The organism is Glaciimonas immobilis (assembly GCF_011947285.1).
In the GTDB taxonomy this organism is placed as follows: Bacteria; Pseudomonadota; Gammaproteobacteria; order Burkholderiales; family Burkholderiaceae_D; genus Glaciimonas; species Glaciimonas immobilis.
In genome coordinates this window covers 404,869-421,925 of sequence record NZ_JAAOZT010000009.1, presented here as the reverse complement: position 1 = coordinate 421,925, position 17,057 = coordinate 404,869, and the positions used below count along the sequence as shown (strand labels likewise).

At 52.7% G+C, this 17,057-nt stretch carries 18 protein-coding genes and 1 pseudogene; 7 read left to right on the top strand and 12 right to left on the bottom strand.

Annotated features, from left to right (window positions below; translation table 11 throughout):
* Window positions 1-124: 124 nt before the first annotated feature.
* Window positions 125-814: a hypothetical protein gene (locus HAV38_RS16115; RefSeq protein WP_168056389.1), complete on the bottom strand. Its 690-nt coding sequence runs from the start codon at window positions 812-814 to the stop codon at window positions 125-127.
* Between the two features lie 172 nt (window positions 815-986).
* A complete protein-coding gene (gene pyrE / locus HAV38_RS16110; protein WP_168056388.1) occupies window positions 987-1,652 on the bottom strand; it encodes an orotate phosphoribosyltransferase in 666 nt (221 codons plus the stop codon).
* A gap of 278 nt (window positions 1,653-1,930) precedes the next feature.
* Between pyrE and lipB the strand changes: the two genes are divergently transcribed.
* The 4 genes from lipB (at window position 1,931) to HAV38_RS16090 (ending at window position 4,517) form a co-directional block, all read left to right on the top strand.
* On the top strand, window positions 1,931-2,578 hold the full coding sequence (lipB, locus tag HAV38_RS16105) for a lipoyl(octanoyl) transferase LipB (protein WP_168056387.1): 648 nt from the start codon (window positions 1,931-1,933) through the stop codon (window positions 2,576-2,578).
* Between the two features lie 28 nt (window positions 2,579-2,606).
* Entirely contained in the window at window positions 2,607-3,611 is a 1,005-nt protein-coding gene (gene lipA / locus HAV38_RS16100) for a lipoyl synthase (protein ID WP_168056386.1), read from the top strand.
* Between the two features lie 277 nt (window positions 3,612-3,888).
* Entirely contained in the window at window positions 3,889-4,125 is a 237-nt protein-coding gene (locus HAV38_RS16095) for a type II toxin-antitoxin system Phd/YefM family antitoxin (RefSeq protein WP_168056385.1), read from the top strand.
* A complete protein-coding gene (locus HAV38_RS16090; RefSeq protein WP_168056384.1) occupies window positions 4,122-4,517 on the top strand; it encodes a type II toxin-antitoxin system VapC family toxin in 396 nt (131 codons plus the stop codon). Before HAV38_RS16095 ends, HAV38_RS16090 begins: the two co-directional genes overlap by 4 nt.
* 34 nt (window positions 4,518-4,551) lie before the next feature.
* Here the strand turns inward: HAV38_RS16090 and HAV38_RS16085 are convergent, their stop codons facing one another.
* From HAV38_RS16085 to HAV38_RS16060, 6 genes and pseudogenes are all read right to left on the bottom strand, one after another.
* Window positions 4,552-5,508 (bottom strand): DUF979 domain-containing protein, encoded by a 957-nt coding sequence (locus tag HAV38_RS16085; RefSeq protein WP_168056383.1) that lies wholly within the window; start codon window positions 5,506-5,508, stop codon window positions 4,552-4,554.
* The gene (locus tag HAV38_RS16080; protein WP_168056382.1) at window positions 5,505-6,254 is read right to left on the bottom strand and encodes a DUF969 domain-containing protein; all 750 of its coding nucleotides are present in this window, start codon (window positions 6,252-6,254) and stop codon (window positions 5,505-5,507) included. The genes HAV38_RS16085 and HAV38_RS16080 overlap by 4 nt, the downstream gene beginning before the upstream one ends.
* Window positions 6,255-6,432: 178 nt before the next feature.
* Window positions 6,433-7,182, bottom strand: a pseudogene (gene pxpA / locus HAV38_RS16075) (5-oxoprolinase subunit PxpA); the annotation flags it as partial.
* 164 nt (window positions 7,183-7,346) lie between these two features.
* The gene (locus HAV38_RS16070; protein WP_168056381.1) at window positions 7,347-8,390 is read right to left on the bottom strand and encodes a 5-oxoprolinase subunit C family protein; all 1,044 of its coding nucleotides are present in this window, start codon (window positions 8,388-8,390) and stop codon (window positions 7,347-7,349) included.
* A complete protein-coding gene (pxpB, locus tag HAV38_RS16065; RefSeq protein ID WP_168056380.1) occupies window positions 8,387-9,097 on the bottom strand; it encodes a 5-oxoprolinase subunit PxpB in 711 nt (236 codons plus the stop codon). Before pxpB ends, HAV38_RS16070 begins: the two co-directional genes overlap by 4 nt.
* A 659-nt stretch (window positions 9,098-9,756) precedes the next feature.
* Window positions 9,757-10,284 (bottom strand): TlpA family protein disulfide reductase, encoded by a 528-nt coding sequence (locus tag HAV38_RS16060; protein ID WP_168056379.1) that lies wholly within the window; start codon window positions 10,282-10,284, stop codon window positions 9,757-9,759.
* Between the two features lie 129 nt (window positions 10,285-10,413).
* Between HAV38_RS16060 and HAV38_RS21685 the strand changes: the two genes are divergently transcribed.
* Complete coding sequence (locus tag HAV38_RS21685; protein ID WP_209216778.1) at window positions 10,414-10,611, top strand: hypothetical protein; 198 nt, start codon at window positions 10,414-10,416, stop codon at window positions 10,609-10,611.
* Window positions 10,612-10,706: 95 nt separating this feature from the next.
* Here HAV38_RS21685 and HAV38_RS16055 read toward each other — a convergent pair whose 3' ends face one another.
* The 4 genes from HAV38_RS16055 to HAV38_RS16040 form a co-directional block, all read right to left on the bottom strand.
* Window positions 10,707-11,348, bottom strand: a complete 642-nt coding sequence (locus HAV38_RS16055; protein WP_168056378.1) for a BON domain-containing protein — start codon at window positions 11,346-11,348, stop codon at window positions 10,707-10,709.
* On the bottom strand, window positions 11,341-11,937 hold the full coding sequence (locus HAV38_RS16050) for a phosphoheptose isomerase (RefSeq protein ID WP_168056377.1): 597 nt from the start codon (window positions 11,935-11,937) through the stop codon (window positions 11,341-11,343). The genes HAV38_RS16055 and HAV38_RS16050 overlap by 8 nt, the downstream gene beginning before the upstream one ends.
* A 170-nt stretch (window positions 11,938-12,107) precedes the next feature.
* On the bottom strand, window positions 12,108-12,557 hold the full coding sequence (locus tag HAV38_RS16045) for a YraN family protein (RefSeq protein ID WP_168056376.1): 450 nt from the start codon (window positions 12,555-12,557) through the stop codon (window positions 12,108-12,110).
* Between the two features lie 15 nt (window positions 12,558-12,572).
* Complete coding sequence (locus HAV38_RS16040; protein ID WP_168056375.1) at window positions 12,573-13,724, bottom strand: penicillin-binding protein activator; 1,152 nt, start codon at window positions 13,722-13,724, stop codon at window positions 12,573-12,575.
* 11 nt (window positions 13,725-13,735) lie between these two features.
* Between HAV38_RS16040 and rsmI the strand changes: the two genes are divergently transcribed.
* Complete coding sequence (rsmI, locus tag HAV38_RS16035; protein ID WP_168056374.1) at window positions 13,736-14,644, top strand: 16S rRNA (cytidine(1402)-2'-O)-methyltransferase; 909 nt, start codon at window positions 13,736-13,738, stop codon at window positions 14,642-14,644.
* Between the two features lie 459 nt (window positions 14,645-15,103).
* Window positions 15,104-17,005: a potassium transporter Kup gene (locus tag HAV38_RS16030; RefSeq protein WP_168056373.1), complete on the top strand. Its 1,902-nt coding sequence runs from the start codon at window positions 15,104-15,106 to the stop codon at window positions 17,003-17,005.
* The last annotated feature ends 52 nt before the right edge of the window (window positions 17,006-17,057 follow it).

Sequence of the window (17,057 nt, the reverse complement as noted above, 5' to 3'; positions counted from 1 at the left end):
GATGCTGCGTCCGAGTGCGTCGATAATGCGAAAAAATTGAGATTAAAGATTGTGCAAACAATACATGACTCCCTCAAGGGAAATCACAGAAAAAGCCGACCGAAACGTCGGCATTGATACACGGTCACCGACTGGTAGCCGAAAGCGCATTGCCCCTCAAGACACGGTAACGCGCTAGCATAGCGTCAAATTTCGTATTGATCCCGCCGATTTCATTTTGATGTTCGATCATGTCCGGACGGGCATCGTTAATAGCCGTCTGTGCATCGTTCAACCGCTTTTTAAGCGCGGAAGGGAGCTTTTTATTTTTATAAAATTCGGTCTCGGCCTGGGCTTCTTTTAGCTGTCTTTCGGCGTCCAGTATCCATTCTTGATCACGTTTAATCGTATCTTTCGACAGGGTCAGATAATATTGGCGCGAGGTTGCAATATCATTTTCGCTCCGATAGCGCGCCAGCAAGGCCCGGCCCTGTTGCCGCTCCTCTTCCAGCAGAATGTTAGCGGTATGGCGTTTTTCTTCCTGCACTTGAAGCTGACGTTTTTGCTCCGCATTGAGTGGCGCAGAAATCTCACTTTTAAGAATGCCAGTGTTACTAAATTCACGCGTGGCGCGATCAGCGCATTTCGGCATCAGACGGTCGGAGGAGATCGTCCGTCCCGCAGCGTCCTTGCAAGAATAAATCTGACCCATCACCGCCCGGGGGAGCAAGGCAATCCACACAATAGTAAGAAACGGCAGCCACCGCAGTCCTGACGCACCGGGGACGCACGGCGTTCGCAACGTCGGTAATCTTTTTTTTGTGCCTGAGCTCATACGCTTATCCACAATTGAATGTCTTAAATTAATATCCCTATTTAATAATCTGCGTCCCACCTGAGCAGACTGATGCCGCGACACCTGATCAATTGCGAAGCGACGCGTCATCTGCTGTCAAAACCACGGCCCAACGCCACAGAAAAGGTATTGCTTAGGTCCCAATACACATTCAGTTCACGCCATACCGTGTGCGGTAGGCCGCCACAGCATCTTTATACTGCGCCAATTGCGGATCGGCACTGGCAGCAGAAATATAAGTCAGCAGGTCATTCAAATTGCCGATCGAAATCACGGGCAAGCCGAACTCGCGGCCGACTTCATCCACTGCCGATTTTGCGGAAAGTGCGTCATCCTTACCTGATCGCTCCATCCGGTCCAGCGCAATCAATACCGCGCAAGGAGTCGCTCCGGCCGCACGTATCATTGCCACCGATTCGCGCACCGAAGTACCGGCAGAAATCACATCATCGATAATCACTACGCGCCCTTGCAGCTTGGCGCCGACAATGGTGCCGCCTTCGCCGTGATCTTTGGCTTCCTTGCGATTGTACGAAAATGCGACATTGCGCCCTTCTGCCGCCATCGCGACGGCGGTTGCAGAGGCTAGCGTAATGCCTTTGTAAGCAGGTCCAAACAGCATGTCAAACTCAACCCCGGAGTCCAGCAGCGTTCGTGCGTAAAACTGCGCTAACTGCGCCAGCGTTCCGCCCTCATTAAACAAACCCGCATTGAAGAAGTACGGCGACGTGCGTCCCGCTTTGGTCACAAACTCACCAAACCGTAAGACACCGGAAGCGACCGAAAATGCAATAAATTCCTGGCGTAAATTATTCAAAATAGTTTCCATATAGCAAGCACGAACATTAAATTACGAACCCGGTGACCAATTTTGTCGGTTTTAACGCAAAATCGGCACTTTGGCGTTATTTTAAATGTTGTTCACACTAGCAGGGTAGCAATTGCAAACAACGTGCCTGGTGCGTTGCACCCTCAAAACTATAATCTTTAAGAGTGGCGTCTACCTGATTGCAAAAATTCGTCTGTCTCGTTCGTTACTGCCTGAAAACTTGCCCAACCTTTCCGCACCGCTGGATCTTCGGTACACTACCGAACATGCCCTTACCCCCTCCTCCAGAAATTCTTCAGCGTGGTCTCGAACCGTATCAAGTCAGCTTTGACGCCATGCGTGCATTTACCGCTGCGCGCACGCCCGATACACCCGATCAGCTGTGGATCGTCGAACATCCACCGGTTTTTACCCTCGGGCTGGCGGCGGATCCCAGCCACGTGCTGGCGGCGCATGATATTCCGGTGATCCAGACGGATCGGGGTGGTGAAGTCACTTTCCATGGTCCGGGTCAAGTTATCGTTTACCTATTAATCGACCTGCGCCGTAAACGTCCCGAAAGTCGGCTTTTTGCCAGAGAATTTGTGCAAGTCATTGAAGACGCAGTGATAGAGACGCTCGCAGCGTATAATCTGCTTGGTGAGCGCAAGGCAGGAGCACCAGGCATATACATCGCCTCTGGCCCATGTCAAGGGGCCAAGATCGCAGCGCTCGGCTTGAAAATACGCGCCAGCGGCTGCACCTATCACGGCGTGTCGCTCAATGTAGCGATGGATTTGAGGCCTTTTTCTTGGATCAATCCTTGCGGTTATAAAGGTTTGGCGACCGTTGATATGAAAACCCTCGGCGTTAATGCCTCTCTGCCTGCGGTACAGTTAGTACTCGCTCACAAATTGATTGCACGCCTCAGTTGATGCTTCATGACCCCAAATTGCTAATATTATGACAACCGAAACCACACCGCTGCCTGCTGCTGAACCCGCCCCTTCCGCAACCTACAATCCGTTAGAGAAGCAAAAAGGTGCCAGCAAGACCGCCCGGATTCCGATTAAGATCATTCCCATTGAACGCCTGAAAAAGCCGGACTGGATTCGCGTCAAAGCCGCATCACCGACGACCCGTTTTTATGAAATCAAAGACATCCTGCGCGCCAACAGTCTGGTGACCGTATGTGAAGAAGCCAGCTGCCCGAACATCGGTGAGTGTTTTGGTAAAGGTACGGCGACCTTTATGATCATGGGTGACAAATGCACCCGTCGCTGCCCGTTTTGCGACGTAGGCCATGGCCGCCCCGATCCTCTGGATGTCAACGAGCCCGAAAATCTGGCAAAAACCATCGCGGCGTTGCGTCTGAGCTATGTCGTCATTACCAGCGTTGACCGTGATGATTTGCGCGATGGCGGTGCCGGTCACTTTGCCGAATGTATCCGTCGCGTGCGTGAGTTGTCGCCCAATACCCGTATCGAAATCCTGACGCCCGACTTCCGTGGTCGCATGGATCGCGCCCTAGAGATTCTGAACGCCGCACCGCCGGACGTCATGAACCACAATCTGGAAACCGCACCGCGCCTCTATAAAGAAGCACGTCCGGGCTCAGATTATGACTACTCGCTGAATTTGCTCAAACGCTTTAAAGCACTCCATCCCAACGTGCCAACCAAATCCGGCATCATGGTTGGCTTGGGCGAAACCGACGAAGAAGTACTGCAAGTAATGCGCGATCTGCGCGCCAACGATGTGGACATGCTGACAATCGGCCAATATTTGATGCCTAGCGGCAATCACTTGCCAGTGCGCCGCTACGTCCATCCTGACACGTTCAAGATGTACGAAGTTGAAGCTTACAAAATGGGCTTTGTGCATGCCGCAGTCGGCGCGATGGTGCGCAGTTCATATCATGCGGATGAGCAGGCGGAAGGTGTTTTGGCTGCAGCTAAGGGTGCGTAATTGTTGCGCCAATTGAGCGATGAGTTAAAAAATTAGTTAAAAGATTTAATCCGTCGCATATCTATGCGACGGATAGACATGCTTTCCAGGTTACGCATCCATCATTAAGCAAATTTCCCCCATCTTCTTCCCTAAAACTGCAATCCGCGCGTGCTGACTCTGACAGGCTAAGTACTGGTTTGATCAAACTCTCACTGAAGCAGACATCATAATGGCATTGATCTGAGAGTGGCTATTCGCTACAATTATGACCATAATCATGTGACCATAGGCACAAATGAATACCAATCGAGTATCAAAATCTCAGTTCAAATCACGGGCTCTTGAATTCTTCCGTCAGATTGAAACTTCCGGGGAAAGTTTGATCGTTACCGACCACGGGAAGCCAACACTGGAAGTGCGTCCTTATCGGAATACTGCTAGAAAGCCGCTAGATATACTGCGTGGTTCAGTTGTCCGCTATGACAATCCGACTGACCCTGTTGCGGAAGATGCGTGGGAGGCAGCGCAGTGATTGTTCTGGACACTCATACGTTAGTCTGGTGGTTAACGGGAGACCCCACTTTAAGCAACAACGCAAAAGCCGCGATTGCACTTGAACAGGAAGGAGGAGAGATCATTGTCTCCACCATTTCGACATGGGAAATAGCAATGCTGGTCCAACGTGAAAAATTGCTTTTATCAATGGATGTTGATAGCTGGCTTGCCACCGCCGCACAAATAGAAGGCCTCCGCTTCATACCGGTCGACGTGGAGGTAGCGATAAAATCGGTCACGCTTCCCGGAGATTTCCATAAAGACCCCGCAGACCGTATGATCGTAGCAACCGCACGAATATTGGCGGCTCCCTTAGTGACGAAAGACGAAAAAATTCGCGCCTACGCTCATGTAAAAACCATTTGGTAACCGATAGAAATCCAAGCAATCCGCCCGACTCCCCCTACCAATTCATCAAAAAATACAACAAAAACACATTCACCACCAACAGCACCAGCGCGGTCGGCAACTGCGCTTTGATCACGGCATTGCGATCCGGTAGCTCTAGTAATGCTGCCGGGACAATATTGAAGTTGGCCGCCATCGGTGTCATGAGCGTGCCGCAATAACCAGAGAACATGCCGATGGACGCCATTACGGCGGGATTCGCACCATAGACACCTACCAGTACCGGCACACCGACGCCGCCCGCCATGACCGGAAACGCTGCGAACCCGTTGCCCATTACGACGGTAAACAGTGCCATGCCGAACACATATACCATCACCGCGACGAACTTATAATCCATATTGATATATGAGGTCGTGATGTGAGCGACTGCCTTGCCCACCCCGGCGTCAGAAAACACCAGACCGAGCATCCCCAGCATCTGCGGCAATACCACGGCCCAACCGAGTGCTTCGGTCAAACGGCGGGATTCGCGCATGGATTGCGCGGGGGTATCGTGCGTCAGCCAGCAAGCAAGTCCTAGCGCAACGATACAACCGATCCCGAGACTTACCAGCGTGATATTTTTGGGATCGAGCAAAAAGCTGCCCCCGATTTTGACGTTATGCAAAAGCACCGTTCCGATGACCGTTACCACAGGAATTGCCAGTGCGGGCACAAACAGCTTATTGCCGAGTCGCCCGGCGCTAGCTCGCGAGGCTGCCTGTGGGAGTTCAACGTGCTTGCCGGCGCGCACCCCGCCCAACCCGGCGATCAGCGCCATCAGTATCACGCCCAGACCAACCAGCGCTGGCGGTAAACGGTCGCCGATCAAAAATGCGAGGGCAAATAACCCCCAGAACAAACCGCTGGACCAACGGCGCGGATTACTGCTGTCGCGTAACGTCATGATGCACGTGATGGCCAGAATCACACCGACCAGATAATACAGATAGGTAACGGAAACGATCATGGCTGCATCCCGTCGTTGTTAGCTGGCACCGGGGACGCCACCAGACCTGGCCCCTGCTTGTATCCCATTTCCCGGTCCAGTGCAGCATCCAGTCTGGACAGCCGGTAACCATGAATAATGAAAGCGGAAATTGCCGTAGGAATTCCCCATAGCGCGATATGCAAAGGCTCGACATCGATACCGGCTTCATGCAGAAACGTGGACATCAGCACAATGGCGCCGAAGGCTACAAAAATATCTTCGCCGAAGAACAGCCCGACGTTATCCGTCGCTGCAGCATATGCCCGCAGCTTGAACCGTACGGCATCGGTGAGTTGGCCATAGCGGGTTTCTGCTGCGCCCTCGGTCATGGGTGCCAACAACGGTCGCACCATTTGTGGATGGCCACCAAGACTGGTCAAGCCCATGGCGGCGGTCAGTTCACGTGCCGCCAGATAGACGATCAGCAGGCGCCCCGCAGTGGCGGACCTGATACGTGCAATCCAGTTTTGCGCATGGATGCGCAGGCCGTGACGTTCCAGCAAACCAATGATGGCAAGTGGCAGCAGGATAATGAGCGGCAAATTGCGGGTCTTGATAAAACCTGTGCCGATTTCCGCGAGTACCTGTTCTGCGGGAAATTGTGCCGCAACCCCTGTCACGATAGCGGCGATGGCCACCACAAGCATCGGATTAAAACGCAATATGAATCCAGCAATGATGACAACAACGCCAATTAATGGCCAGAGACTGACGGCAGCGTGCATATTTTTTCCAAAGTGTGAGAATTAACGGACGGCTGCAAAATGTTGCGACGTGTATTTATTTGAGTAACGGAAATACTGAGAACTGATCCGGCATGACCGCACTCTGCGTTGCGCGCGGTCCCGTGGCTTCTGAACTTTCCGCGACTCCTGCCCCTCCTGCAGCCTGGGAATCTTCCGGCGCCGCAACAACAATGCCTTCCTGCGCCAGACGGGTCCGAATACGTTGAGCAAAAGCTAAGGGATGCGCACCGTCGCCGTGCAGGCAAATGGTGTGTGCAGTCAGCGGCACCCAGCTACCGTCTATCGCATGCACCTTGCCTTCACGTAGCATCTGCATGGTTTGTGCCAGCGCCTGCTCCTCGTCCTCGATCATGTCGCCGGGCGTACCGCGTTTGACCAGGCTACCGTCAGCGTTATAGCCGCGATCGGCAAAAACCTCCTCCACTGCTCTCAACCCTACCCGCGATGCAGCGTCAATTAATGCGCTGTTGGCAAGCCCGAACAGCGCTAGCGAAGAATCAAAATCGCGTACCGCAGCAACAATTACATCGGCCAGTTTTGGGTCACGTGCAGCCTGATTGTACAGCGCGCCATGTGGCTTCACATGCGACAGGTGCGCGCCCTGAACTTTGGCAATCGCGGCCAGCGCGCCGATCTGATACAACAAGCCGCTATAAATTTCTTCCGCTGATAAATGCATCTCCCTGCGCCCAAAATTTGCGGCATCAGGAAAGCTTGGATGCGCGCCGATGGCAACACCGTAGCTGATCGCCCAAGCCACCGTCCGCTGCATGAATACGGCCCCGCCAGCGTGCCAGCCACAGGCGATATTAGCGGAACTAACCAGCGCCAGCAACGCTTCATCGCTGCTGCCGCCTTCACCGATATCGGCGTTAAGGTCTACGCTGAATCGGTTAGCGGTTGTTATACTGGCTTCGGTCAATAAGGACGAAGACGCCGTGACGGGGGCCGAGGCCGGCCCCGCTGTGGTCGGTGATACCGCAATTACCGGCGGTATAGCCGCACCGCCCGCGAGTGGAGGCGGGGCCGCTTTACTGTCTTTTTTAACGATCTTTTTCACCTCATCCTCCGTTATTTTTTTGCAGGTCCGAGCCAGGTCATGGCCAGGTCGATTTGCTCCAGAAATAACCTTGCGTCAACGCGCTCCTGCTGCGCCTGTTTGATATCACACTTCACAAACCGCAATGCGCGGTTAAAGCGCAGCTGGGCAAGCCTTGGAATATCTGCATCGATCACCACGCCTATTTTTGGATAACCGCCCGTAGTCTGCGCATCAGCCATCAAAATGATTGGCTGCCCTGCGGGAGGTACCTGAATAACGCCCGGAAATACGCCATGCGATAACATATCGATGCTCTTCCTGATTTTTAATTCCGGGCCAGCTAAGCGAAACCCCATCCGGTTGCTTTGCGGTGTCAATATCCAGGGATCGGACCAGAAAGCGCTTTGTGCGGCGGCAGTAAACGCGTCATATTCCGGCCCGGGAATAACGCGGATCGGCATCGGTTGCGCGCCCGCCAACGCTCCTCCGCTAATTGCGCCAGGTAAAGTATCGGACTCGGGCGATCCCCATGCGAGATCATACCAATCAGGCGCACGCACGCCAAAACGCGGAGCGCTGCGGATACGGTCAGTGCGCGGCGATGGGTCCCGCATACCGATAGGCAATTGGTCGCCCTCTATAATTGGCCGTCCAAGGTGACCGCCAAATCCAGCCGAGATATCGGTCGCGCGCGATCCCAACTGAATTGCCGCATCTATCCCGCCAGCAATCGCGACATAGGCGCGCATGCCATGACGTGCACCTGCCAAGGTCAAGGTCTGACCGGCTGCGACCGGAATACTCCACCACGGCGCGACACTTCTGCCGTCAAGCGTGGCAGCAAAGTCGGCACCGCCGACAGCAATGCGCGTATCAGCAGTAAACCGTAAGACACAAGGGCCGAGCGTCATCTCCAGCGCGGCAGCGTCGGTAGCGTTACCAACTAACTTATTAGCGATCACGAGTGCCATGCGATCCAGCGCGCCAGCCTGGCAGATGCCCAGATGCCGATAACCGCTGCGCCCCAGATCCTGGACCGAATTGATGCGTCCCGCGCGAATAACATCAATCATGACGCTCCCTTGGTTGCTACAAAGCGCACATGATCGCCCGGCTGTAAAAGTGTCGGCTTTTCTGAAAATGGATCAAATAAACGTACCGTTGAGTGACCGATTAATTGCCAGCCGCCAGGCGATGAGGCGGGGTAAATAGCTGTTTGACTGCCGCCAATGGCGACCGAACCTGCTGGGACCACCAAGCGCGGCTCTCGTCGACGTGGTGTCGCCAACGCCGAATCCAGTCCGCCCATATAAGCAAAACCCGGTTGAAAACCAAGAAAGAAAACGACATAGTCAGCCGCTGTATGGCGTTTAATAACGTCAGCAATCGAGAGTCCGGTGTGATCGGCAACAACCCTCAGATCGGGACCGCCTTCACCACCGTACGCGACAGGAATTTCTATTTGACGTCCACTCTTGGCGACAGCAACACCTGTATTCCAGGCCGTTAATACCCTATCGGCTAACATATCCGCATCCAGAATTAACGGATCAAACAGGATCGTCAGATTGTTCATGCCCGGAACAACCTCAAGCACATGCGCCCACTTCGCAGCATTTGCTGCAATCACCCACAACCGTTGCTGGCAACTGAGGGTAGCTTGCGCTCCTGCATTCAGCACTAAAGCGTTCTCGCCAAGAAAGTGTATTTGAGCTGGATGCTCTGTCGACTTAGGAGAGGGATCAACCTCTGAAGCTTGCGCTAAAGTGGACCCGGTCATCGCCCATGCTCCTTGCGCGCTACTTGGCAGCGCATGATGGTGAGAGAGTTGAACGCCATTACGGGCGCAATGAGATTGCTCATGAATGCCTCGTCAAAAATTCTTCCTTCCGTCCATCAACTGTAACAAACCAGCGCCGAACGATTAGAACTGGAGTACGCCTGATTATTGCCCAGAAGGACGCTAACCACGGCTTTGCTTTATATTTTTTGCAGCTAGCGAATTGAGACAGCCGCTGAGGTATCTTTATTACATCACGTTTTTGACCGTAAATGGAATAAGAAAATTGTTCAGTCTGGACTACTAAGGACGCTCACCTGCCCAGCCATGCTGTAAAAATTGGCTAACAGCGACGTTATGCAAAACGGAAATTTGGAAAAAAGTTTGTTTTTCGGTCACAGAAAAAGTTTTGCCTAATCTCTTGGCTATTCCCGGTAAGAGACTAAAAAGCTCAGGAAGCCCAACCTTCAAGCAGCGACCGCCAGTTATTGGGCTTTAGCATCGACGCCTCTTTGACCCCACGATGCTAAAGCACAAAGGTTCAGATTCTACGTTCCACGATTGCACAGATGTGCCTAAGCAAATAAAAAGGCGCGAGGAAATTCCATCGCGCCTTTGGGTGTGCTGAATTTATCGGCCTGCGATCAGGCGGCCTGCGATCAGGCGGCCAGCGCCTTGTCGAGCAATTGATGTAGCTCATCAAACGAGGGCTCACCTACATAACGCTTGATAATGTTGCCCTGCTTGTCAATGACAAAGGTGGTAGGTGTTAATTTAACATCACCAAATGCATTGGCGATCTTTTCATTGGTATCCAGCGCAACCTGAAAGGGTAAAGCGCGCGTTTTAACAAAATTGACAACATAATTAGGGGGATCATAACTCATTGCCACCGCGACAAAATCCAACCCCTGTGCTTTATATTTGTCATAGGTTGCGATCATCTTTGGCATTTCACCAACGCATGTAGTACAACTGGTAGCCCAAAAATTGACCATGACTACTTTCCCGCGCAGGCTCTTAAGCGAAATCTTTTCGCCTTGCAGGTTGGTGAAGCTGACATCCGGGGCGGGATTTTTATGTGCGAAGGATAGGGCAAAAAACAATCCCGTTGCCACAACGACAACCGCGATCCCCAGCTTTATCCATAGGGACTTGCGGGGTGCTGCATCTACTTGAGATTGCATAATTATCCAATAACGATCGGGCCAGAAAAGCCCCATTATAGTCATCTGAAAAAAGTCTGCAGAACATGCCGCAATACTTAATAAAGTAACAAATTTTAGCCAAGTTTACCGCGTTAAATTGAATTTGGCTTGCGCCTGACTACAGCGAATCTGGGGCGCAAAGGGGCTTCATTCAATAAAAAAAGAGCTGTCGGCAAATCCCGGCAGCTCTTGTTCTCAGACAAAACTCTCACACCTTTTGTCTCAGTTAATACTTTGCAGCGGCGCGAACAACCAGAGCAGCGCGGAGCGATTAAAAAGACCCGCGAATCTCCGCGCTATTTTTAACGCAACCGTCCGCAACAAGCGTGTGCGCTAATGCCACATTACGACGGTGCATTTTTCACTGAGGTGAACCCATTACCGCGTTTGTATTAACCCGCTTACTGCTTTGGCGCTGACGATAACTGCGTCAATTCGTCTTCGGTCAGGTATTCAAATACTTTGACGACCTTGAGCACGCCTGCAACCCCGGCAGCGATTTCTGCTGCGCGTTTGGCTTCGCGTTCGGTGGCCTTGCCCATTAAATAGACAACGCCGCGCTCGGTAACTACTTTGACAGAGTTACCAAATACATCCTTGGCGTCAAGCAGCGAAGCCTTTACTTTGCTAGTGATATACGTGTCGTTAGAACGTTGCCCAAAGCTCGATGGCTCAGCTATCGTTAATTCATTCAATACCGAATGCACACCTTCGATCGCTTTGGTTTCTTTTTCCGCCGCCGCTTTGGCTGCCTCATCCCGGACTTCGCCGGTTAACAATACCCTGCGATTAAAGCTGGTGATATTAATATGACTTGGCTCACCGACAACGCCGGGAAGGCGCGCCTCGCCCTTGAGGGCAATCGTTTTGTCATCAGCCTGTGCACCTAGCGTCCGGCGATCTGTTGCTGCAAATCCGCCGACAACTGCACCGCCAAGTAACAAGCCAACGCAACCTTGGACGCTCATCGCGACCATGCCGCATAAGGCCATTGTTGCCAATGGACGTCGCAAACTATTCCAACGACTTTTTACACTAATCATTCACATCTCCTCCAAATAAAGCGACATCGATGCCGTCGCACAAGCAGTGTATTGTCAACAGGTGTACTTCCTGAATGCGCGCAGTACGATCATGCGGCACGCAGATATGTACATCTGCCTCGGTCAGTCTTTGGTTCATGGCACCGCCACCTTTGCCGGTCAACGCCACCACCCGCATATCGCGCTCTATCGCGACATCAATCGCGGCCAGAATATTGGCTGAATTACCTGACGTGGTAAAGGCCAGCAATACGTCCCCCGCTTGTCCAAATGCCTGGACTTGCTTGGAAAATATCTCGGTATAACTATAATCGTTAGCAATCGCAGTGATAATCGAGGTGTCGGTACTAAGCGCCATTGCTGGCAGCGGCAACCGTTCACGCTCGAATCGACCAACCAGTTCTGCCGCAAAATGCTGGCTATCGGCAGCAGAGCCGCCGTTACCGCAACAAAGAATCTTGTTTCCATTTGACAACGCTGAGAACATTAGTTCCACGGCGGCTGCAATTGGTTGCACTAATTCCGCCGCCGCGTTGGATTTAAGTTCGGCACTTTCTTGAAAATGGGCCAGGATACGTTGATTGATCATGATGGGCAGTCTAGTAAGCAGTATAAAAGAGTTAAATAGGGTAGCAGATTGGGCGGTAGAGTTTCAATAGACTTCTTTCGACAAGTGCTGCACGTATGGGACGCAGGCTCGGGACCTCCGAAAATCGGTATGGCTATGCGTGATTATGTACGCGCTGTGCCTGTGATTACTCAGGCATCGAACGCATTTTTAATCCACTCGATGGCGTCGCCATCCATCGCTATGACATCAAACCGGCATGCAGGTGGTTGCCGGTATCGTTGCAAAAAATGTTGTGCGGCAATGATCAAACGGCGTTGCTTGCTGACCGTGACGCTTGCGGCCGCGCCACCGTGGCGCTGGTCAGCGCGATGGCGGACTTCCACAAACACTAGCGAATCGGACGGGTCTTCGGTTGAGCGAGGGGATTTGCCGGATTCGAGCATAATCAAATCGATCTCGCCGCCTTTGCAACTAAAGTTGCGCTCAACCAATACAAGTTTGCGCTGCAACAGGTAATGCAAGGCGGCATCTTCGGCCATCTGACCCCTGATCTGGCGCGCACTGCGCCGATCCGGCGAGGTCGCTGAAGGTGGGTTATTCGCAGGCTTTCCCAAAGGAAATAATTTAAAAAAATTCATGGCGCCTGCTACCGCTCAGGGTCCATCAAGTGGCACAACCGTACCATCCCGATACACTGCCCTGGGTTCGGTCCGCGAAAAAGCAGGCGTTCCGAGGCCAAAGCCAATGTTTAATCTACCGGTAGCCCCATTGATCTGAAATGCCGCATTGCGTGCAGCAACTTGACGGGTCACGTTAAACGCATCGATACCCAGCGCGTACAGCCGCTCCAAATCAGCATTGCGTGCAGCGCCATCATTAACGATCGGACGAGGATAGGCGCTGATGGCCGGGTCGCCCGGCGTCAGGAGCCACGGAAGTTCCAGCAGTCGAACACCGTTGAGGTCGGTCAAGCTGTTATTACTATCGCTTTTTATTAATGAATTTAATTGGGAGATACCATACATCGGCGTATCTGGACCGACTCCGCTGCGTACCTGTACCGCCTGCTCAGCGGTCAGCGCGACAAAGAGTGCGGTCGGATTTTCCGTCTGAATCCGCTGATTGAGTTGCTCCATCGCACCCTGATTGGCGATACCGTTTGACATGCCCAGCGTAAGGACCTCAGTCTTTAGTCCGAGGCTCGCCGCCTGCTGCGCAAACGCGGTCGCGACCCGACGCTGCCAACTGACGGCGGTCGCAATCACAAAGACCTTGCCAAAACCTTTCTCGGTGCTGACCAAGTTGGCAACCTGACGGGCTTCGGCTTCCAGAGACAGGCCGATGGGCAGCAATAGCGTCGGCAGACGCGACTCGTCGGCATCACTAAAGTCCGGCTGGGTCAAAGCGATGGTCGGCTTGCTGATCTGGCCGTTTTTTAAGATGGCAGTAACGCCTGTCCGGGATAACGGGCCCACCAGAATATCAAATTTGGGGCTCGCCGCAAGATAGGCAGAGAGCATCTCGGCTGGCGTATCTGCGGCCTCAATGATGGTCACCGCCAGACCACCTTTATCGCGTTCGTAGGCGGCCAAAAACCCGCTCCGAAGAGCATCGGCGGCGCTACCCAGCGGCCCCGAACGCATAGGCAAAATTAAGGCAATGCTCGCCAGCGGGATATGATTGGTGCCAATATCATTAGCGACCTGCTCCACAGTGGTTGTATTTGCCAGCGCCGCGGGGCACAATCCGTGCATCAAGATACCCGCCAAGATTGACGATAACGGCTTTGCCCATTTGTATAACATTAATAACTCCCATGACTGAACAATCTGCCAGCAACCTTTTTTCCCTACCGATTATGTCGGAGGTAGGGCTGCAAACATATCCGCTGTCGACATTATATGTGCTTGCCACACCAATCGGAAATGTCTGCGATATTAGTCTGCGCGCGCTGCATGTCTTGTCGCTAGTGGATGCAGTCGCCTGTGAGGACACCCGCAATACTGCGCATTTGCTGAATCGCTATGGCATTTCCAAGCCACTTCTGGCAGCGCATCAACACAACGAGCATGAGGCGGCAGAAAAGATCGTGGCCAGACTGCAAGCCGGGGAACGTATCGCGCTGGTTTCTGACGCCGGGACCCCGGGGGTGTCCGATCCGGGTGCGCGGATCGTCGACGCCGTGCTTAAAGCAGGCTTGCGGGCGCTGCCGTTACCGGGACCATCAGCCGCTATCACGGCGTTGTCGGTCAGCGGTCTGGTCAATGATCAATTTCAATTCATCGGATTTTTGCCGAGTAAAGCGCGTCAGCGTGAAACGATGCTGGCCGGTCTGGCCAATGTCGCTGCGACGCTAGTACTATACGAAGCACCACACCGGATCATTGAGACCGTTGACGCGTTGCTGCATGCTTTCGGTCCGACCCGTCAAGTCGTCCTGGCGCGAGAACTCACCAAACTGTTCGAGACCGTACACCGCTGCCCGCTAAGCGAAGCACCCGCATGGATAGCTGCCGACCCGATGCGCCAAAAAGGAGAATTTGTTTTGCTCATAGAGGCGGCCCAGGCAGTGGTCGATGACGGCGCTGAAGCAGACCGTATCCTGAATATCTTATTGGCTGACTTATCGGTAAAGCAGGCGGCTTCGCTCGCAGCACAGATTACCGGACATAAAAAAAACGCATTGTATGACCGGGCCCTGGAAATAAAAGCTGCATCAGATTAAGGGTTGATGCGTAGGTGCAAAACTAAAATTATATGACCAGCTCACGCAATTATTACTCGCCGGTAAGTAGGACCATGCTATGGTTGATTTAGAAACAATTGTGAATATAAATGAATGTTTTATCGCGAAGGTGCAGTATGTTACGGGATGGCGTGATCTCCCGCTTTTGAGCAGCCTCATACATAGTTAATGACGTTACGATAGCGCAAGCAAACTCAGAAAGAGTTTCTTGTAATGTCAACTTCGTTGCAATCACGAGCAGGGACAGATGTATTTTAGCAACGACCCATAGGCACGACTGGTTGGGACTCGGGTTCAAGCGTAGAATCCGGCAGATTGTGCGGTGCGCCACAATCACAGAATAACAACATTAGCAATGCAAACAACGGGCCAAAGCGCAGCGAACGGGGCATCCACCTGATTGCGCCACCCCTTAGTGACATAGATAAGAAAGAAACCATGAGCAATGCGCAAATCCCACTTCAAGCACCTTTTAGTTCAGCGCGATTACACGTCATCACCCTTGGCGCATTGGGCGTCGTGTTCGGCGATATCGGCACTAGTCCGCTGTATGCGCTGAAAGAGAGCTTTAGTCCCGAGCACGGCATCCCTTTTTCATCCAATGCAGTCATGGGAATTATCTCCATGCTGTTTTGGGCGATCATGATCGTCGTGACCCTAAAGTATATCTATCTGGTGATGCGGGCCGACAATAATGGTGAGGGCGGCGTACTGGCGTTAATGGCGCTCGCTTTACGCACTGCAAAAAGCGGCTCGCCCTGGGCCAAATGGCTGATGATGCTGGGTGTCTTCGGGGCCTGCATGTTTTATGGCGATGTGGTCATTACACCCGCAATTTCGGTTCTCTCCGCGGTTGAGGGTTTGGGTATTGCCACCCCGAAACTCGCTAATTTCATCATCCCGCTGACGGTCGCAATCATCATCATGCTGTTTTTAATCCAGCGTCATGGCACCTCAATCGTCGGCAAACTGTTCGGTCCCGTGATGCTCGTGTGGTTTGTTTCTCTCGGCCTGCTCGGCGCGTATAACATCGCCAAGGCACCGGAAATTCTTGCGGCAGTCAATCCTTACTACGCCATTCAGTTTGTCATCGAGCATGCGCAACTGGCATTTGTGGTTCTTGGCTCCGTTGTGCTGGTGCTCACGGGCGTCGAAGCGTTATATGCGGACATGGGACATTTCGGTGTAAGGCCGATTCGTTTCGCCTGGCTATATACGGTCATGCCTTCGTTGATGCTGTGTTATTTTGGTCAGGGCGCCAATTTGATTATAAACCCCGCTGCAGTATCGAATCCGTTCTATCTGATGGTGCCCGACGCACTGCTCCTGCCGATGGTAATCCTGTCCACATTTGCAACCGTGATCGCATCGCAAGCTGTTATTTCTGGTGCTTTCTCACTGACCAGTCAGGCCATTTTGCTCGGTTTCGTGCCACGTATGAGAATTTTGCACACCTCAGAAGATGAACGCGGTCAGATCTATGTACCCGTCATCAACTGGATGTTGATGGTATTGGTCGTGGCCGTGGTGCTGGCTTTCAAAAAGTCCGACAATCTGGCGGCCGCTTACGGTGTCGCGGTCACCGCCACCATGCTGATTACAACGATGCTATTAGCTGTCGTCATGCGCACGTTATGGAAATGGCACCCGTTAGTAGTTGCGGTGATTATTGGCGCAATCTTTTTGATTGATTTTGGCTTCTTCGCCGCTAATCTGATGAAGATCCCTGACGGCGGCTGGTTCACGATATTGCTCGGCGTAATTACTTTCTTTCTACTCATCACCTGGTACTCGGGCCGCATGTTGTTGCGCGAGCGGAGTCAGGATGAAGGTATTCCACTTGAACCCTTCATTGACGGTTTGCTAGCCCACCCGCCGCATCGGGTTGATGGCACCGCAGTTTTTCTGACCGGCAACGTCGCGACGGTTCCGGTCGCTATGCTGCACAACCTGAAGCACAACCGGATTCTGCACAAACGCGTCTTTTTCCTCAAAATCAGTATCTGGGATATTCCGTTTGTGGACGATAACAAACGCCTGACGCTAAAGGAATTAGGCGGCGAGGTGTATTTGCTGCGCGCAGCCTTCGGCTTCAAGGAAGCGCCCGACGTCAATACCGTCATGAATTTGACCAACGCCCAGTTTGGACATGAGTTCGACTTGATGGATACGTCGTTCTTCCTCGCCCGCGATACGATAGTGCCAAGTAATTTACCCGGCATGTGGCTCTGGCGTGAGAAGCTTTTTGCGTGGATGTACGCCAACGGCGCCAAACCTTCAGACTTTTTCCATATCCCCATCAATCGGGTGGTGGAGCTAGGGACCAAAGTAGAAATCTAAGCGTTGGTACGCCTGTCAGCGGATCTGAATAAAACAGATCCGCACAGGTGGC

Excerpts from the sequence above, each read along its gene's own strand:
- HAV38_RS16115 (WP_168056389.1), bottom strand. The coding sequence starts at position 814 with ATGAGCTCAGGCACAAAAAAAAGATTACCGACGTTGCGAACGCCGTGC.
- lipB (WP_168056387.1), top strand. The coding sequence starts at position 1,931 with ATGCCCTTACCCCCTCCTCCAGAAATTCTTCAGCGTGGTCTCGAACCG.
- lipA (WP_168056386.1), top strand. The coding sequence starts at position 2,607 with ATGACAACCGAAACCACACCGCTGCCTGCTGCTGAACCCGCCCCTTCC.
- HAV38_RS16095 (WP_168056385.1), top strand. The coding sequence starts at position 3,889 with ATGAATACCAATCGAGTATCAAAATCTCAGTTCAAATCACGGGCTCTT.
- HAV38_RS16085 (WP_168056383.1), bottom strand. The coding sequence starts at position 5,508 with ATGATCGTTTCCGTTACCTATCTGTATTATCTGGTCGGTGTGATTCTG.
- HAV38_RS16080 (WP_168056382.1), bottom strand. The coding sequence starts at position 6,254 with ATGCACGCTGCCGTCAGTCTCTGGCCATTAATTGGCGTTGTTGTCATC.
- HAV38_RS16070 (WP_168056381.1), bottom strand. The coding sequence starts at position 8,390 with ATGATTGATGTTATTCGCGCGGGACGCATCAATTCGGTCCAGGATCTG.
- pxpB (WP_168056380.1), bottom strand. The coding sequence starts at position 9,097 with ATGACCGGGTCCACTTTAGCGCAAGCTTCAGAGGTTGATCCCTCTCCT.
- HAV38_RS16060 (WP_168056379.1), bottom strand. The coding sequence starts at position 10,284 with ATGCAATCTCAAGTAGATGCAGCACCCCGCAAGTCCCTATGGATAAAG.
- HAV38_RS16055 (WP_168056378.1), bottom strand. The coding sequence starts at position 11,348 with ATGATTAGTGTAAAAAGTCGTTGGAATAGTTTGCGACGTCCATTGGCA.
- HAV38_RS16050 (WP_168056377.1), bottom strand. The coding sequence starts at position 11,937 with ATGATCAATCAACGTATCCTGGCCCATTTTCAAGAAAGTGCCGAACTT.
- HAV38_RS16045 (WP_168056376.1), bottom strand. The coding sequence starts at position 12,557 with ATGAATTTTTTTAAATTATTTCCTTTGGGAAAGCCTGCGAATAACCCA.
- HAV38_RS16040 (WP_168056375.1), bottom strand. The coding sequence starts at position 13,724 with ATGTTATACAAATGGGCAAAGCCGTTATCGTCAATCTTGGCGGGTATC.
- rsmI (WP_168056374.1), top strand. The coding sequence starts at position 13,736 with ATGACTGAACAATCTGCCAGCAACCTTTTTTCCCTACCGATTATGTCG.
- HAV38_RS16030 (WP_168056373.1), top strand. The coding sequence starts at position 15,104 with ATGAGCAATGCGCAAATCCCACTTCAAGCACCTTTTAGTTCAGCGCGA.